Source organism: Clavibacter michiganensis, from assembly GCF_021216655.1.
GTDB classification, from domain to species: Bacteria; Actinomycetota; Actinomycetes; order Actinomycetales; family Microbacteriaceae; genus Clavibacter; species Clavibacter michiganensis.
On record NZ_CP080437.1, the window covers coordinates 3138785 to 3154276 of the forward strand.

Annotated in this window: 11 protein-coding genes; 10 read left to right on the forward strand and 1 reads right to left on the reverse strand. The window is 71.6% G+C overall.

What is annotated here, in order from left to right:
• The first annotated feature begins 123 nt into the window (after positions 1-123).
• A complete protein-coding gene (locus K0V08_RS14975) occupies positions 124-3393 on the forward strand; it encodes an efflux RND transporter permease subunit (protein WP_079533674.1) in 3270 nt (1089 codons plus the stop codon).
• 318 nt (positions 3394-3711) lie between these two features.
• A complete protein-coding gene (locus K0V08_RS14980) occupies positions 3712-5943 on the forward strand; it encodes a DEAD/DEAH box helicase (RefSeq protein ID WP_079531918.1) in 2232 nt (743 codons plus the stop codon).
• Positions 5944-6082: 139 nt separating this feature from the next.
• On the opposite strand, the gene K0V08_RS14985 is transcribed toward K0V08_RS14980, so the two are convergent.
• Positions 6083-7282 carry a pentapeptide repeat-containing protein gene (locus K0V08_RS14985; RefSeq protein WP_128516953.1) on the reverse strand — a complete coding sequence of 400 codons (1200 nt, stop codon included), beginning with the start codon at positions 7280-7282 and terminating at the stop codon, positions 6083-6085.
• Between the two features lie 91 nt (positions 7283-7373).
• On the opposite strand from K0V08_RS14985, the gene K0V08_RS14990 reads away from it, so the two are divergent.
• From K0V08_RS14990 to iolD, 8 genes are all read left to right on the forward strand, one after another.
• Positions 7374-7940, forward strand: coding sequence for a GNAT family N-acetyltransferase (locus tag K0V08_RS14990; protein WP_079531923.1), 567 nt, complete (start codon positions 7374-7376; stop codon positions 7938-7940).
• Positions 7941-7973: 33 nt separating this feature from the next.
• Positions 7974-8474: a GNAT family N-acetyltransferase gene (locus tag K0V08_RS14995; protein WP_079531926.1), complete on the forward strand. Its 501-nt coding sequence runs from the start codon at positions 7974-7976 to the stop codon at positions 8472-8474.
• A gap of 52 nt (positions 8475-8526) precedes the next feature.
• Complete coding sequence (locus K0V08_RS15000) at positions 8527-9000, forward strand: hypothetical protein (protein ID WP_079531928.1); 474 nt, start codon at positions 8527-8529, stop codon at positions 8998-9000.
• A 138-nt stretch (positions 9001-9138) separates the two neighbouring features.
• Positions 9139-10098, forward strand: coding sequence for a 5-dehydro-2-deoxygluconokinase (iolC, locus tag K0V08_RS15005; protein ID WP_079531932.1), 960 nt, complete (start codon positions 9139-9141; stop codon positions 10096-10098).
• Positions 10095-11036 (forward strand): class I fructose-bisphosphate aldolase, encoded by a 942-nt coding sequence (locus K0V08_RS15010; RefSeq protein ID WP_079531935.1) that lies wholly within the window; start codon positions 10095-10097, stop codon positions 11034-11036. Before iolC ends, K0V08_RS15010 begins: the two co-directional genes overlap by 4 nt.
• A gap of 53 nt (positions 11037-11089) precedes the next feature.
• A complete protein-coding gene (locus tag K0V08_RS15015) occupies positions 11090-12595 on the forward strand; it encodes a CoA-acylating methylmalonate-semialdehyde dehydrogenase (RefSeq protein ID WP_079531937.1) in 1506 nt (501 codons plus the stop codon).
• Positions 12596-12648: 53 nt separating this feature from the next.
• Positions 12649-13575: a 5-deoxy-glucuronate isomerase gene (iolB, locus tag K0V08_RS15020; RefSeq protein WP_079531940.1), complete on the forward strand. Its 927-nt coding sequence runs from the start codon at positions 12649-12651 to the stop codon at positions 13573-13575.
• On the forward strand, positions 13572-15488 hold the full coding sequence (gene iolD / locus K0V08_RS15025) for a 3D-(3,5/4)-trihydroxycyclohexane-1,2-dione acylhydrolase (decyclizing) (RefSeq protein WP_079531942.1): 1917 nt from the start codon (positions 13572-13574) through the stop codon (positions 15486-15488). Before iolB ends, iolD begins: the two co-directional genes overlap by 4 nt.
• The last annotated feature ends 4 nt before the right edge of the window (positions 15489-15492 follow it).

The window sequence follows — 15492 nt, forward strand, 5'->3', positions numbered from 1 at the left end:
CGCGAGCGGGGATTTCCCGACGCCGGGTGCGATACTTCCCCCACGGGGCGGGTTCCCGGTGCGGGCGATCAGCGGTCCGAGCGACCGCCGCACCCGCGGCCCGCGTCCCACAAGGAGCACCCCCTGCATCTCCTCTCCGTCTTCAGCCTCCGCAACCGGGCACTGATCGCGCTCATCACGATCGTCATCGGGGTGTTCGGCGGCATCGCGCTCACGACGCTCAAGCAGGAGCTCATCCCGTCGGTGTCGTTCCCGCAGCTCGCGGTCGTCACGGCGTACCCGGGTGCGTCGCCCGCGGTCGTGGACACGGACGTGTCGACGCCCATCGAGCGCGCGATCCAGGCGGTGCCGGGCCTCGAGTCCTCCACGGCGACCTCGCGCACCGACTCCTCCGTCATCTCCGCGTCGTTCACGTACGGCACGGACCTCGCGACGGCCGAGCAGAAGATCGACCAGGCCATCAACCGGATCCGCACCACGCTGCCCGACGGGATCGACCCCGTCGTGATCGCGGGCAGCATCGACGACCTGCCGGTGATCCAGATCGCCGTCACGAGCGACCTCAGCCCGCAGGACCTCACGGCCGCGCTCGAGCGCTCGACGCTCGCGGACATCCGCAAGCTCGCGGGCGTGCGCGACGCGAGCCTGCTGGGGACGGTGGGGCAGCGCGTGGTCATCACGCCGGATCCCGCCGAGGTGCAGGCCGCCGGCCTCACGAACCAGGCGATCCGCGACGCGCTCGACGCGAACGGCTCGCTCCTGCCCGCGGGATCCGTGACGGAGGACGGCACCACGCTGTCTGTGCAGTCGGGGACGCGCCTCGGATCCACCCAGGACCTCGCCTCGCTCCCGCTGCTGGGCGCGGCGGGCGGTCGCGCGCTCACGATCGGCGACGTCGCCACCGTGGAGCTCGGCCAGGATCCGACCACCGGCATCTCGCGCGTCGACGGCCAGCCGTCGCTCACCATCGCCGTCACGAAGACGCCAGCGGGCAACACGGTCGACGTCTCGCACCTCGTCACCCAGCTCCTGCCGCAGCTGTCGGAGGATCTGGGCAGCGACACGAAGTTCACGGTCGTGTTCGACCAGGCGCCCTTCATCGAGCAGTCGATCTCGAGCCTGACCACGGAGGGCCTGCTCGGCCTCGTGTTCGCGGTGCTCGTGATCCTCGTGTTCCTCATGTCGATCCGGTCGACCATCGTGACCGCGATCTCGATCCCGGCGTCCGTGCTCATCACCTTCATCGCGATGCTCGCCTCGGGCTACACGCTCAACATCATCACGCTCGGCGCGCTCACGATCGCGGTCGGGCGCGTGGTGGACGACTCGATCGTGGTGATCGAGAACATCAAGCGGCACCTCTCCTTCACGCCCGACCGGCTCGACGCGATCCGCGCTGCCGTGCGCGAGGTCGCGGGCGCGGTCACGGCGTCGACCGCCACGACCGTCGCGGTGTTCCTGCCGATCGCGCTCGTGGGCGACATCACGGGCGAGCTGTTCCGGCCGTTCGCGCTGACCGTGACGATCGCGCTCGCCGCGTCGCTGTTCGTCTCGCTGACGATCGTGCCGGTGCTCGCGTACTGGTTCCTGCGGCCGGAGGGGGAGTCGCGGCGGTCGCGGAGGAAGGCGGCCGCCGCCGCGGAGGCTGCGGCGACCACCCGCACGGGCGCGCACGCCGCCGTCCGCGGGTCCGTCGACGACCGCGGACGATCGGGCCGGCGGGCTCGCGGATCGCACGCCGCCGACGGCCAGGGCGAGGGCCAGAGCGGCGGCGAGGGCATCGGCGCGCCGACGCGCCTCCAGCGCGGCTACCGGCCGATCCTCGCGTGGACGCTCAAGCACTCGGCCGTCACGCTCGTGCTCGCGATCCTCGTGCTCGGCGGCACGGTCGCGCTCATCCCGAGCATGAAGACCAACTTCCTCGGCGACAGCGGGCAGAACACGCTCACCGTCTCGCAGGAGCTGCCGAGCGACACCAGCCTCGAGGCGCAGGACACCGCGGCCACGAAGGTCGAGCAGGCGCTCATCGGCGTCCAGGGCGTCGAGACCGTGCAGACCTCGATCGGCTCGGACAGCACCTCGCTCACGTCGGCCTTCGGGGGCGGCGGCGGGATCACGTTCGCGCTGACGACCGACGCCGACGCCGACCAGGACGCCATCCGCGAGCGCGTGCGGACCGCGGTCGACGGCCTCACCGACGTGGGCGACGTGTCGCTGGCGGCGGCCTCGGGCGGGTTCTCCTCGAGCGACATCGAGGTGCAGATCACGGCGAACGACGCCGACGACCTGAAGACCTCGGCCGACGCGATCCTCGCGGCCGTCAAGGACATCCCGTCGATCGAGCAGGCCACGAGCAACCTCTCCGAGACGCAGCCGTACATCGCCGTGACCGTCGACCGGGCGAAGGCCGCGGCCGCCGGGCTCAGCGAGCAGGCCGTGGGCGGCATCGTCACGGCCAGCCGGCTGCCGGCGGCGGTCGGGCAGGTCGTGATCGACGAGAAGACGCTGTCCATCTACATCCAGGACCCGGACGCCGCGCAGAGCCTGCAGGGGCTGCGCGACTTCCGGATTCCCACCGCGCGCGGATTCGTGCCGCTCAGCGACCTCGCGACCGTCGAGGTCGTGGACGGACCCGCGACCGTCACGACCACGGGCGGCTTCCGCAGCGCCACCGTGAGCGCGACGCCCGGCAGCGACGACGTGGGCTTCGCCTCGTCCGAGGTGTCGCAGGCCGTCGCGGGCGTGCAGCTGCCGGCCGGCGCGCAGGCGTCGCTCGGCGGCGTCGCGTCGCAGCAGTCCGACGCGTTCGGGCAGCTGGGGCTCGCGGTGCTGGCGGCGATCCTGATCGTCTACATCATCATGGTGGCGACGTTCCGGAGCCTCATCCAGCCGCTCGTGCTGCTCGTCTCGGTGCCGTTCGCGGCGACCGGCGCGGTGCTGCTGCAGGTGGTGACGGGGATCCCGCTGGGCGTCGCGTCGATCATCGGCCTGCTGATGCTCGTGGGCATCGTGGTGACCAACGCGATCGTGCTCATCGACCTCGTGAACCAGTACCGGACGCGCGGCATGGGCTTGCGGGAGGCGATCCTGCAGGGCGCCGGTCGACGGCTCCGGCCCATCCTCATGACGGCGCTCGCGACGATCTTCGCGCTGCTGCCGCTCGCGGTCGGCCTGACCGGACACGGCGGGTTCATCTCGCAGCCGCTCGCGATCGTCGTGATCGGCGGCCTGCTGTCGTCGACCGTGCTGACGCTGCTCGTGCTGCCGTCGCTGTACTCGCTCGTGGAGCGCGCGGCGCTGCGGATCCGGGCGCGCAGTGAGCGGAAGCGGGCCGAGCTCGGGCTGCCGGCCGGGGGATCCGCGGCGCCGACCGAGTGCGGCACCGCGGGCTGATCCGCGCATCATGACCCCGCCCGGGGGCGCCGCGTGGCGCGCCCGGGCGGAGCGGCGCCCTGGTGCCCGGGACGCGCGTCCGGTAGTGTGCTCCAGTCGGCTCTTGACACCGCTACCGGACCATCCATCCGGGCGGATGGATTTGTCAGTCAGGTGGGCCGGTTTCCCCCTCTCGTTCCGCAGAGGGGTACGTCACGCGATGACACGGCCCCCGGTCGACGACTGCCCGGGTTGAGAGCAGCTCTGCGCACCCTGATCCTGTAGCGCGCTGCTTCGAATGAGCATTGTCATGCACTCGAGCAGAACGAGGAATCCCTCATGCCCTACAACAACGACTCCCCGCGCGGCGCCAAGCGCGCCCCCGCCGGATCCCGCAGCCCGAACCACCGCGGCTACAACTCCGATCCCGCGCCCAAGAAGCAGCGCTGGAACGCCGACGAGCGCGCCCAGCGCTCCGGCCAGGACGACCGCCCCCAGCGCGGCGGCGCGGCCCGCCCCGCGCGCGGCGGCGACCGCCCCAACTGGGAGCCCCGCGCCGAGCGCCCGGCCGGTCGCGGCGAGCGTCCCGCGTACGGCGACCGCCCCAACCGCGCCAACGCGCGCCCCGAGCGCGGCGACGCCCGCCCGCAGCGCGGCGAGCGCCCCTCCTACGGCGGCGGCAACGACCGCGGCCAGCGCAGCGAGCGTCCCTCGTACGGCGCCGAGCGCGGACAGCGCTCCGAGCGTCCGTCGTACGGGAACTCGCGTCCCGACCGTGGCGGCGAGCGCTCCGAGCGTCCGTCCTACAACGACCGCGCGCCGCGCAACGACCGTCCGTCCTACGGGAACGACCGTCCGCAGCGGTCGGAGCGTCCCGCGTACAACGACCGTCCCGCCCGTTCGGAGCGCCCCTCCTACAACGACCGCGCCGAGCGTCCGTCGTACAACGACCGGAACGCACGCACGGAGCGCCCCGCGTACAACGACCGTCCGGCTCGCGGCGAGCGTCCGTCGTACAACGACTCGCGTCCGGCTCGCACGGAGCGTCCGTCGTACAACGACTCGCGTCCGGCTCGCACGGAGCGTCCGTCGTACAACGACTCGCGCCCTGCCCGCACCGAGCGTCCGTCGTACGGTGACCGCGCCGAGCGATCCGAGCGTCCGTCCTACAACGATCGCCCGGCTCGCACGGAGCGCCCCTCCTACAACGACCGCCCGCAGCGGTCCGAGCGCCCCTCCTACGGCGACCGCCCCCAGCGCAGCGAGCGCCCGTCCTACGACGACGCCCGCCCCAAGCGCGACAGCGACTTCTACCCGAGCAAGGAGGGCGCCCCGCGCCACGCTCCCGCCGAGGACGTCGTGCTCGAGCGCCTCGAGGCCCAGGCCACCACGGCCAAGGACGTCGACGGCGTGACCTTCGCCGCGCTCGGCCTCGGCCAGAACATCGTCCGCGTGCTCGAGGAGCTGGGCGCGGCGAGCCCGTTCCCGATCCAGGCCGCCACGATCCCCGACGTGCTCGCGGGTCGCGACGTGCTCGGCCGCGGCCGCACCGGATCCGGCAAGACCATCGCGTTCGGCGCGCCCCTCGTGGAGCGTCTGCTCGAGAACGACGGCGCGAAGAACCGCAAGATGGGCCGCAAGCCCCGCGCGCTGATCCTCGCCCCGACGCGCGAGCTCGCCATGCAGATCGACCGCACGGTGCAGCCCATCGCCCGCTCGGTGGGCCTGTTCACCACCACGATCTTCGGCGGCGTGCCGCAGTTCAAGCAGGTCGGTGCGCTGCAGCGCGGCGTCGACATCCTCATCGCGACCCCCGGCCGCCTCGAGGACCTCATCGACCAGGGCCGCCTCGACCTCTCCGAGATCGTCGTCACGGTCCTCGACGAGGCCGACCACATGTGCGACCTCGGCTTCCTCGAGCCCGTGCAGCGGATCCTCCGCCAGGTGAAGAAGGACGGCCAGCGCCTGCTCTTCTCCGCCACGCTCGACAAGGGCGTCGCGACGCTCGTCAACGAGTTCCTGCCGTCGCCCAGCGTCCACGAGGTCGCGGGCGAGGACCAGGCATCGTCGACCATCGACCACCGCGTGCTCCTCATCGAGCAGCGCGACAAGGCCGCGATCATCGAGCAGCTCAGCTCGGGCGAGGGCAAGACGCTGATCTTCGCCCGCACCCGCGCGTTCGCCGAGCAGCTCGCCGACCAGCTCGAGGACGCCGGCATCCCGGCCACGTCGCTGCACGGCGACCTCAACCAGGCGCGCCGCACGCGCAACCTGCAGCTCCTCACGAGCGGCAAGGTCCGCGTGCTCGTGGCGACCGACGTGGCCGCCCGCGGCATCCACGTCGACGACATCGGGCTGGTCATCCAGGCCGACGCGCCCGACGAGTACAAGAGCTACCTCCACCGCGCCGGCCGCACGGGCCGCGCGGGCAAGCAGGGCACCGTCGTGACGCTGATCACGAAGGCCCGCCGCCGTCGCATGGACGACCTCCTGGGTCGCGCCGAGATCAAGGCGACCACGGTCATGGCCGCCGCCGGGGACCGCGTCATCGCGGACCTCGCGCGCGTCTAGCGACCACGCACGACCACGACGGCCGTCCCATCCCTCGCGGGTGGGGCGGCCGTCGTTACTTTGCGGCCCGGACAGCACGCTTCTCCGCTGTCCACGTCGCTTGAGGTCAAAAAGCAACCGGGCGGGTCATCCGGTGTATTTAGATAAAATCGTCATCGAATTTGGCTCCGGGAGCGTAGCCGAGTTCGGCTCGTGTGCAGTTGAACCGTGCGCCGCGGAAATCGGCGCCAGAGAAGTCGGTTCCTTCAGTAGCGACGTCCCGCAGGTCGCAATCACGTAGTATCGCTCCTTGGAATTGCGCACCGCGAAGGTTCGCCCCGCGGAAGTCTCCCCTAATGATGCGAGCATTCTGCGCATCGCTCGCTTCTAGGTTGCATTTGATGAACTTTGCCCCTGTCAGGTCGGCGCCGGAAAGCGCGGCTTGACTCAAGTTTGCGCCACTGAAGTTTGCAGACATGGCCCTTGCGCTTTCGAAACGCGCGTGACTGGCGTCCGCATTTATGAAATTTACGTAGTCTATATTTGCGCCGACAAAGTCTGCATATTTTACAACCGACGATCGAAACGTGGCCTTTGTAAGCCGCGCGCGAGTGAATGTACCAACTGTAATTATCGCTTCTTCAAAACTTGCGCCTTCGAGGCCTGCATTGGTCAGGTCGGCCCCATCAAGCCGAGAATTAGAGAAGTTGGCGTTACCCAGGTTCGCATCGGTCATAGAAGCGCCTCGCAAGTTCGTAATGCTTAGCAACACTTGCGTTTGTATAGATCCCTTAATGTTGCTGAGTCGGCTAATGGTCCTCAAGGCGGCAATCGAGGTTGAAACTGGGAACTCGGCTAATACGCTTGCATCTGATTCGCGACGCGGAGACTCTTCGCGGATGTAGGCTGTCAAGACTTCGGTTATTGTAGCGCGATCTCTTTCAGAATCTTCAGCGATTCGCTCGAGGGCATATATCCCCCCGTAACGTACGGCCGCCTTGTCGTCACCTAGCTGCTTCACGGCTTCTGTGTATCTGTTCGTCCAGTTGGCATCGCGGTCAATTTCGTGCCTCGCCCTAGCAATCGCATCGCGCCGCTGGGTCAAGGCCAGCGTAAAAGCGGCAAGAAGTCCGCCGGCAGAAAGAAGGATGACTTGACGAGCTGCGGTGATTGCGGCCGTTTTCTCGGTCGCGGTGAGCGCGTTGATTTCATTTGCGCTTAAGGGCTGTTTGATGAGCCAGTCCGGTAAAGCATAGATGGCGGCCGTCGATATGACTACATAAGCTATAAGCCCAACTGTCCAGGCGTAAGTGCTTTTCGTTTGTACTTCGCCCGCGATGCGATGGCTGTTCCTTCTCACATAGAGAACGTACCTGCCGCTTCGCCGATAGGTGGCTGGGGAGGGGGTAGATGCTCACTTGGCCCTGTTGTGCTGACGTGTCAATGCCTTGATGGGAGACCGGGGGCGGTCTGGCATCCTCGATGCCGTGCCCGACCGGATCCGCCTGCTGACGCTCGACGACGCCCCCGCCCTGTCCGCGCTGCGCCTCGCGAGCCGAGCCCACCTCGCGCCGTGGGAGCCGATCCGGCATCCGGACCACGACACCCCCGCCGGTCAGCGCGCCGACGTCGAGGCGGCGCTCGCGCAGCACGCGCGCGGCCAGGGCGTGCCGCTCGCCATCCTCGACGACGACGGATCCGTGGCCGGGCGCATCAACCTGAACGGCATCGTCCGCGGCGCCTTCGAGTCGTGCGCGATGGGGTACTGGCTCGCGGCGGATGGCACCGGCCGCGGGCTCGCGACCTCCGCCGTCGATGCCGCGGTCGCCCTCGCGTTCGGCGAGCTCGGGCTGCACCGGGTCGAGGCCGGGACGCTCCTGCACAACGCCGCGTCGCAGGCCGTGCTCGCGCGCACGGGCTTCACGCGGTACGGGCTCGCGCCGCGCTACCTCCGCATCGCGGGCGTGTGGCAGGACCACGTGCTGTTCCAGCGGCTGGCGGACGACCCGCCCGTCTGAGCCCGGCGCGTCATGCCGGATAGCCTCGACCGCATGCGCATCCGCCCCGCCACGGACGCCGACTGGCCCCTGATCCACCCCTTCTACCGCGCGATCGTCGACGCCGGCCGCACCTACGCGCTCCCGGCCGGGCAGTCGCTCGAGGAGGCGCGGCCGAACTGGATGGCGGAGGCGCCGGCCCGCACCTTCGTGGCGGTCGACGACGGCACCGTGCTCGGATCCGCCAAGGCCGGACCCAACCGCCCGGGGCGCGGCGCGCACGTGGCGACGGGCTCGTTCCTCGTCGATCCCGCGCATGGCGGTCGCGGCGTCGGTCGCGCGCTCGGCGAGCACGTGATCGCGTGGGCGCGCGCCGAGGGGTACCGGGCGATCCAGTTCAACGCCGTCGTGGAGACGAACCACGCGGCCGTGCACCTGTGGGAGTCGCTGGGGTTCCGGATCATCGGCACGGTGCCCGCGGCGTTCGACCACGCGGACCAGGGGCTCGTCGGCCTGCACGTGATGCACCTGCCGCTCGACGGCGTCGTCCGCTGAGGGGTCGTGCTCCGAGGTCAGGGCCGCATGCCGGCCGGGCTACAGTCGCACCATGACCGACGACCGCCGCGATGACCTCCCCGCGGGCGGCGGCGACGGTGGCATCGGCGGCGACCTCGATGCCCGCCACGGCGGCTCCCGCCCCGTGTTGCGCGAACTGCCGGCACGCGCTCCGGCCGACCGCCGCTTCCGGATCCACGTCGCCGCGACCATGGCGTCCACCGCCGCATACGCCGCCGCCGTGGTCGTGACCGCCCTCGTGACGCCGCTGACGCAGTCCGTCCCGGTCGCCATCCTGGTCCCCCTGCTCCTCGTCGCGCTGCTCGTCGTGCTCGCAGGCGTCGATGAGGCCTTCCGCGGCCCCCGCGGCGCCATCTCCCGCGGTCTCGGCCAGCTGATCCCCGCGCTGTGCTGCTCGTTCCTCGGCGGCCTCGCCTCCGGCGTGATCCCCGTACCTGGCCTCCTGGTGGTCGTCGGCCTCGCGCTCGGCGCGGGCTTCGGGGTCGGGATGACGCGCGGCCGGTGACCCGGGTCGCGGTCGGCGGCGCCCTGACGCGCGATCGGGCGCGCGAAACCATGTGCCTATGTCAGAACATGCGCTACGTTGGAGGGACCGCAGCACCCGCCCATCGCCCTCCAGCCACGGAGAGGAAGCAGCGCCGCCATGAGCATCGCCTCGACCCCGATCCACGACGTGATCACCATCGGCCGCGTCGGCGTCGACCTCTACCCGCTCCAGGACGGCGTGGGCCTCGAGGACGTCGAGACGTTCGGCAAGTACCTCGGCGGGAGCGCGGCGAACGTCGCTGTCGCGGCGGCCCGGCACGGCAGATCCGCCGCCCTCATCTCGCGCACGGGCGACGACCCGTTCGGTCGCTACGTCACGCGCGAGCTCGAGCGCCTCGGCGTCTCCGCGGAGTTCGTGACGCCCGTCGACGACCTGCCGACGCCCGTCACCTTCTGCGAGATCTTCCCGCCCGACGACTTCCCCCTCTACTTCTACCGCCGGCCGAAGGCGCCCGACCTCTGCATCGAGGCCGAGACCCTCGACCGGGCGGCGATCCAGGACGCCCGCGTCTACTGGTCCACCGTCACGGGCCTCAGCGAGGAGCCGAGCCGATCCGCGCACCACGCCGCGTGGGCCGCCCGGGCACGTCGGCCGCTCACGGTGCTCGACCTCGACTACCGGCCGATGTTCTGGTCGTCGCCCGAGGACGCGACGCGCGAGGTCGGCCGGGCGCTCGAGCACGTGACGGTCGCGGTGGGCAACCGCGAGGAGTGCGAGGTCGCGGTCGGGGAGACGGATCCGTTGCGGGCCGCCGACGCGCTGCTCGACCGCGGCATCGAGCTCGCCATCGTCAAGCAGGGCCCGAAGGGCGTTCTCGCGAAGACGCGCGACGAGACCGTGGAGGTGCCGCCGTACGCGGTCGAGGTGGTCAACGGGCTCGGCGCGGGTGACGGATTCGGCGGCGCGCTCGTGCACGGGCTGCTCGCCGGATGGGACCTCGAGCGGATCCTGCGCTTCGCCAACGTCGCGGGCGCCATCGTCGCGTCCCGCCGCGAGTGCTCCACCGCCATGCCGACGACCGCCGAGGTCGACGCCGTGCTGGAGCGCATCCGATGACCGCGGTCGACGCGACCCAGGCGCCCGCCGAGGCGCTCCGCGCGGGCGACCTCCCGGGCGCGCTCCAGCGCCTCCGCGACCTGCGCGCCACGGATCCCGATGCCGTCGCCCGCGCGCTCGCCGGCCGCGTCCGCCGCCCGCTGATCCGCGACGACGGCCGCCTGCTCATCGTCGCCGCCGACCACCCCGCCCGCGGCGCGCTCGGCGTCGGCGACGACCCCATGGCCCTCGCCGACCGCGACGAGCTGCTCGCCGGCCTCGCCACCGCCCTCACGCGCGACGGCGTCGACGGCGTGCTCGGCACCCCGGACATCGTCGACGACCTCGCGCTCCTCGGCCTCCTCGACGACAAGGTCGTGGTCGGATCCATGAACCGCGGCGGCCTGCGCGGCGCCGTCTTCGAGATGGACGACCGCTTCACGGCCTACGACGTCGCCGGGATCGTGCGCGACGGCCTCGACTTCGCGAAGACGCTCGTGCGGATCGCCCTGGGCGACGCCGGCACGGCCGCGACCCTCGAGGCCAACGCGCGCGCGGTCGACGACGCGGTGCGCGCCGGGTTGCCGATCATGCTCGAGCCGTTCATGAGCGCGTGGCAGGACGGCCGGATCGTCAACGACCTCACGCCCGACGCCGTCATCACCTCGATCGCCGTCGCGTCGGGGCTCGGCTCGTCGTCCGCGCGCACGTGGATGAAGCTGCCCGTCGTCGACGACATGGCCCGCGTCATGGCAGCGACCACCCTGCCCACGCTGCTGCTCGGCGGGGATCCGCAGGGCGCGAGCGAGGACACCTGGGCCGGCTGGGAGCACGCGCTCGACCTCCCCGGCGTCCGTGGCCTGGTCGTCGGCCGCACGCTGATCCACCCCGCCGACGGCGACGTCGCGCGCGCGGTCGACCAGGCCGTCGACCTCGTGCACGGCCGCGCCCGCCCCTGACCCCGAAGACCGACCCGACCCCGATCCGCCACCGCTGACCGCCTGAGGACACCATGACCGACACCGCCCCGCTCCCCGTCGTCCCGCACTGGATCGACGGCGCCCGCTCGCCCTCGACCTCCGGCCGCACCGCCCCCGTCTACGACCCGGGCCGCGGCGTCGTCACGAAGGAGGTCGCGCTCGCGGACGGCGACGAGATCCAGCGCGCCATCGCGTCGGCGAACGCCGCGTTCCCCGCCTGGCGCGACCTGTCGCTCGCCAAGCGGCAGGCGATCCTCTTCCGCTTCCGCGAGCTGCTCGAGGCGGAGAAGGGCGAGCTGGCGGAGATCATCACGTCGGAGCACGGCAAGGTCGTGAGCGACGCGCTCGGCGAGATCACGCGCGGCCAGGAGGTCGTGGAGTTCGCGACCGGCCTCGCGCACCACCTCAAGGGCGAGTACTCGGAGCAGGTGTCCACGGGCGTCGACGTGTACTCCACGAAGCAGCCGCTCGGCGTCGTCGGGATCATCTCGCCGTTCAACTTCCCCGCGATGGTGCCGATGTGGTTCTTCCCCATCGCGATCGCGGCCGGCAACACGGTGATCCTGAAGCCGAGCGAGAAGGACCCGAGCGCGGCCATCTGGATCGCCGAGCTGTGGAAGCGCGCGGGCCTCCCCGACGGCGTCTTCACCGTGCTGAACGGCGACAAGGAGGCGGTGGACGGGCTGCTCACGCACCCGGACGTGCGGGCGATCTCGTTCGTGGGATCCACGCCCATCGCGCAGTACGTGTACGAGACGGGCACGAAGCACGGCAAGCGCGTGCAGGCCCTCGGCGGCGCGAAGAACCACATGCTCGTGCTGCCGGACGCCGACCTCGACCTCGTCGCCGACTCGGCCGTCAACGCGGGCTTCGGCTCGGCGGGCGAGCGCTGCATGGCGATCTCCGTGGTCGTCGCGGTCGAGCCCGTGGCCGACGCGCTCATCGAGCGGATCACGTCGCGCATGTCCGGCCTCCGCGTCGGCGACGGCCGTCGCGGCTGCGACATGGGGCCGCTGGTGACCGAGGCGCACCGCGACAAGGTCGCCTCCTACATCGCGATCGCGGAGGAGGACGGCGCGCGCGTCGTCGTCGACGGCCGCGGCATCGAGGTCGACGGCGAGGCCGACGGCTTCTGGCTCGGCCCCACGCTCATCGACGAGCTGCCCACGAGCTCGCGCGCGTACACGGAGGAGATCTTCGGACCCGTGCTCGGCGTCGTCCGCGTCCGCTCGTACGAGGAGGGCGTCGCGCTCATCAACCAGGGCGCGTTCGGCAACGGCACCGCGATCTTCACCAACGACGGCGGGGCCGCGCGGCGCTTCCAGAACGAGGTCCAGGTCGGCATGATCGGGATCAACGTCCCCATCCCCGTTCCCGTCGCCACGTTCTCGTTCGGCGGCTGGCGGTCCAGCCTCTTCGGCGACACCAAGGCCCACGGCGCGGAGGGCGTGCGGTTCTTCACCCAGCAGAAGGCGATCACCAGCCGCTGGCTCGACCCGTCGCACGGCGGCGTCGACCTCGGCTTCCCGCAGAACTGATCCGCACCACCCACCGTACGGCCGGGCATCCGACCACGACGAAGGAGACGCGCATGACGACGGACGAGTGGCTGCACCCCCGCGGGAGCCTCGGTCGGGACGGCTGGGAGACCGTGGTCGACGGATCCCTCCCCGACTGGGAGCACACGGGCCTCCGGGTCGCGGTGCTCGCCGAGGGCGACGCGCTCGAGCTGGCCGCATCGGGCGTCGAGCGCATGGTGGTGCCGCTCGCGGGATCCTTCGCCGTGCGGCACCGGGAGGCCGACGGCGACGAGCGCGTGACCGACCTCGAGGGCCGCGCGTCGGTCTTCGCCGGGCCGACCGACGTGCTCTACCTGTCGTGCGACGCGAGCGCGGTGCTCACCGGATCCGGCCGCGTGGCCGTCGCCGAGTCGCCGGCGACGCGGCCCGTGCCGAGCCACCGGATCGCCCGCGAGGACGTGCCCGTCGAGCTGCGCGGTGCCGGCCGCTCGAGCCGCCAGGTGCACAACTTCGGGACCCCCGGCACGCCCGGATCCCTCGACGCCGAGCGCCTCATCGTCTGCGAGGTGCTGACGCCCGCCGAGAACTGGTCGAGCTACCCGGCGCACAAGCACGACGAGGACAAGCCGGGGGAGGAGTCGCGGCTGGAGGAGATCTACTATTTCGAGACCGCCGTCGGTCGCGGGCTGGACGCGCCCGCGGACGCGGATCCCTTCGGCCTGTTCCACACCTCGTCGTCGCCCGCGGGCGAGATCGCCATCGACGCCGTCGTGCGCACGGGCGACGTCGCGCTCGTGCCCTACGGCTACCACGGGCCCGCCGTCGCGGCGCCCGGCTACGACCTCTACTACCTCAACGTGATGGCCGGTCCGGGCGCCGACCGCGCCTGGCTCATCAGCGACCACCCCGCGCACGGCTGGATCCGCGGCACCTGGGCCGGGCAGGAGATCGACCCGCGCCTGCCGTTCGCCCCCGACCAGGAAGCCCCGACCCCATGACCGAGCCCACCACCCGCATGACCGTCAGCCAGGCGCTCGTCGCGTTCCTCGCGAACCAGTGGACGGTCGACGGCGACCACCGCGAGCGCACCATCCCCGGCGTCTTCGGGATCTTCGGCCACGGCAACGTCGCCGGGATCGGCCAGGCGCTCATGCAGGCGAACGCGCAGGATCCCGACCTCATGCCGTACCACCAGGCCCGCAACGAGCAGGCGATGGTGCACCAGTCCGTCGGCTTCGCGCGCATGCACCGCCGCCTCGCCACCTACGCGAGCGCCGCGTCCGTCGGGCCGGGCGCCGCGAACATGCTCACGGGCGCGGCCCTCGCGACGGCCAACCGGCTGCCGGCGCTGCTCCTGCCGAGCGACACCTTCGCGACGCGGGTCGCGGATCCGGTGCTGCAGCAGCTCGAGCACCCGCACGACACGAGCGTGAGCGTGAACGACGCGTTCCGCCCGCTCTCGCGCTTCTTCGACCGCGTGCAGCGGCCCGAGCAGCTGTACTCGATCGCGCTCGCGGCCATGCGCGTGCTCACCGACCCGGCCGAGACGGGCGCCGTGACCATCGCGCTGCCCGAGGACGTGCAGGCGGAGGCGCTCGACGTGCCGCTCGCGTTCCTCGCGCCGCGCGAGTGGCACCTGCGCCGGCCGCTCCCGGAGCGCGGGCCGTTGGCGCGCGCCGTCCAGGCGATCCGCGAGGCGCGCACGCCCCTCATCATCGCGGGCGGCGGCGTCATCTACTCCGCGGCCGAGCAGGCGCTCCTCCGCTTCGCCGAGCAGACCGGCATCCCGGTCGGCACCACGCAGGCCGGCGGCGGATCCCTCGCCTGGGACCACCCGCAGTACCTGGGCGGCGTCGGCGCCACCGGATCCACCGCCGCGAACCGCCTCGCCGCTGAGGCCGACGTGGTCATCGGCATCGGCACGCGCTACTCCGACTTCACCACGGCGAGCCGCACGGCGTTCCAGCGTCCGGACGTGACCTTCGTGAACGTCAACGTCGCCGCGTTCGACGCGTACAAGCACGGCACGCAGCTGCCGGTCGTGGCCGACGCGCGGGAGACCCTGGAGGCGCTCATCGCGGCGCTCGCCGGCACGCGCGTCGACGCCGCGTACGCCGACCGCATCGCCCGTGAGAAGCGCGAGTGGGACGCCGCCGTCGACCGCGCGCTCGCCCCCACCGGCGGCGCGCTGCCCGGCCAGCCCGAGATCATCGGCGCCGTGCAGGCCGCCAGCGACCCGCGCGACGTCGTCGTGCAGGCGGCCGGATCCCTGCCCGGCGACCTCCACAAGCTCTGGCGCGTGCGCGACGCGCTCGGCTACCACGTGGAGTACGCGTTCTCGTGCATGGGCTACGAGATCCCCGGCGGCCTCGGCGTGAAGCGCGGAGCGGAGGCGTACGGCGACGACCGCGACGTGATCGTCATGGTCGGCGACGGCTCCTACCTCATGCTGCACACCGAGCTCGTGACCGCGGTGGCCGAGGGCATCAAGATCATCGTCGTCGTGATCCAGAACCACGGCTACGCGTCCATCGGCCACCTCTCCGAGACGGTCGGCACCGAGCGCTTCGGCACCCGGTACCGGCAGCTGGATCCCGCGACGCGCAACTTCGAGGGCCGCGAGCCGCTGCCCGTCGACCTCGCGGCGAACGCGCGCAGCTACGGCGTCGACGTGATCGAGGTCGCCCCCGGCCCCGACGCCACGACCGCGCTCTGCGACGCGGTGCGGCAGGCGAAGGCCTCCGACCGCACCACCGTGATCCACGTCGAGTCCGACCCGCTCGTCTACGGCCCCGACGGCGAGGGCTGGTGGGACGTGCCCGTCCCCGGCGTCTCCGAGATGCCGTCGACGCAGGCGGCGCACGCGGAGTACGTGGAGCGCAAGAGGGCGCAGCGGCCGCTGCTCGGCTGACGCG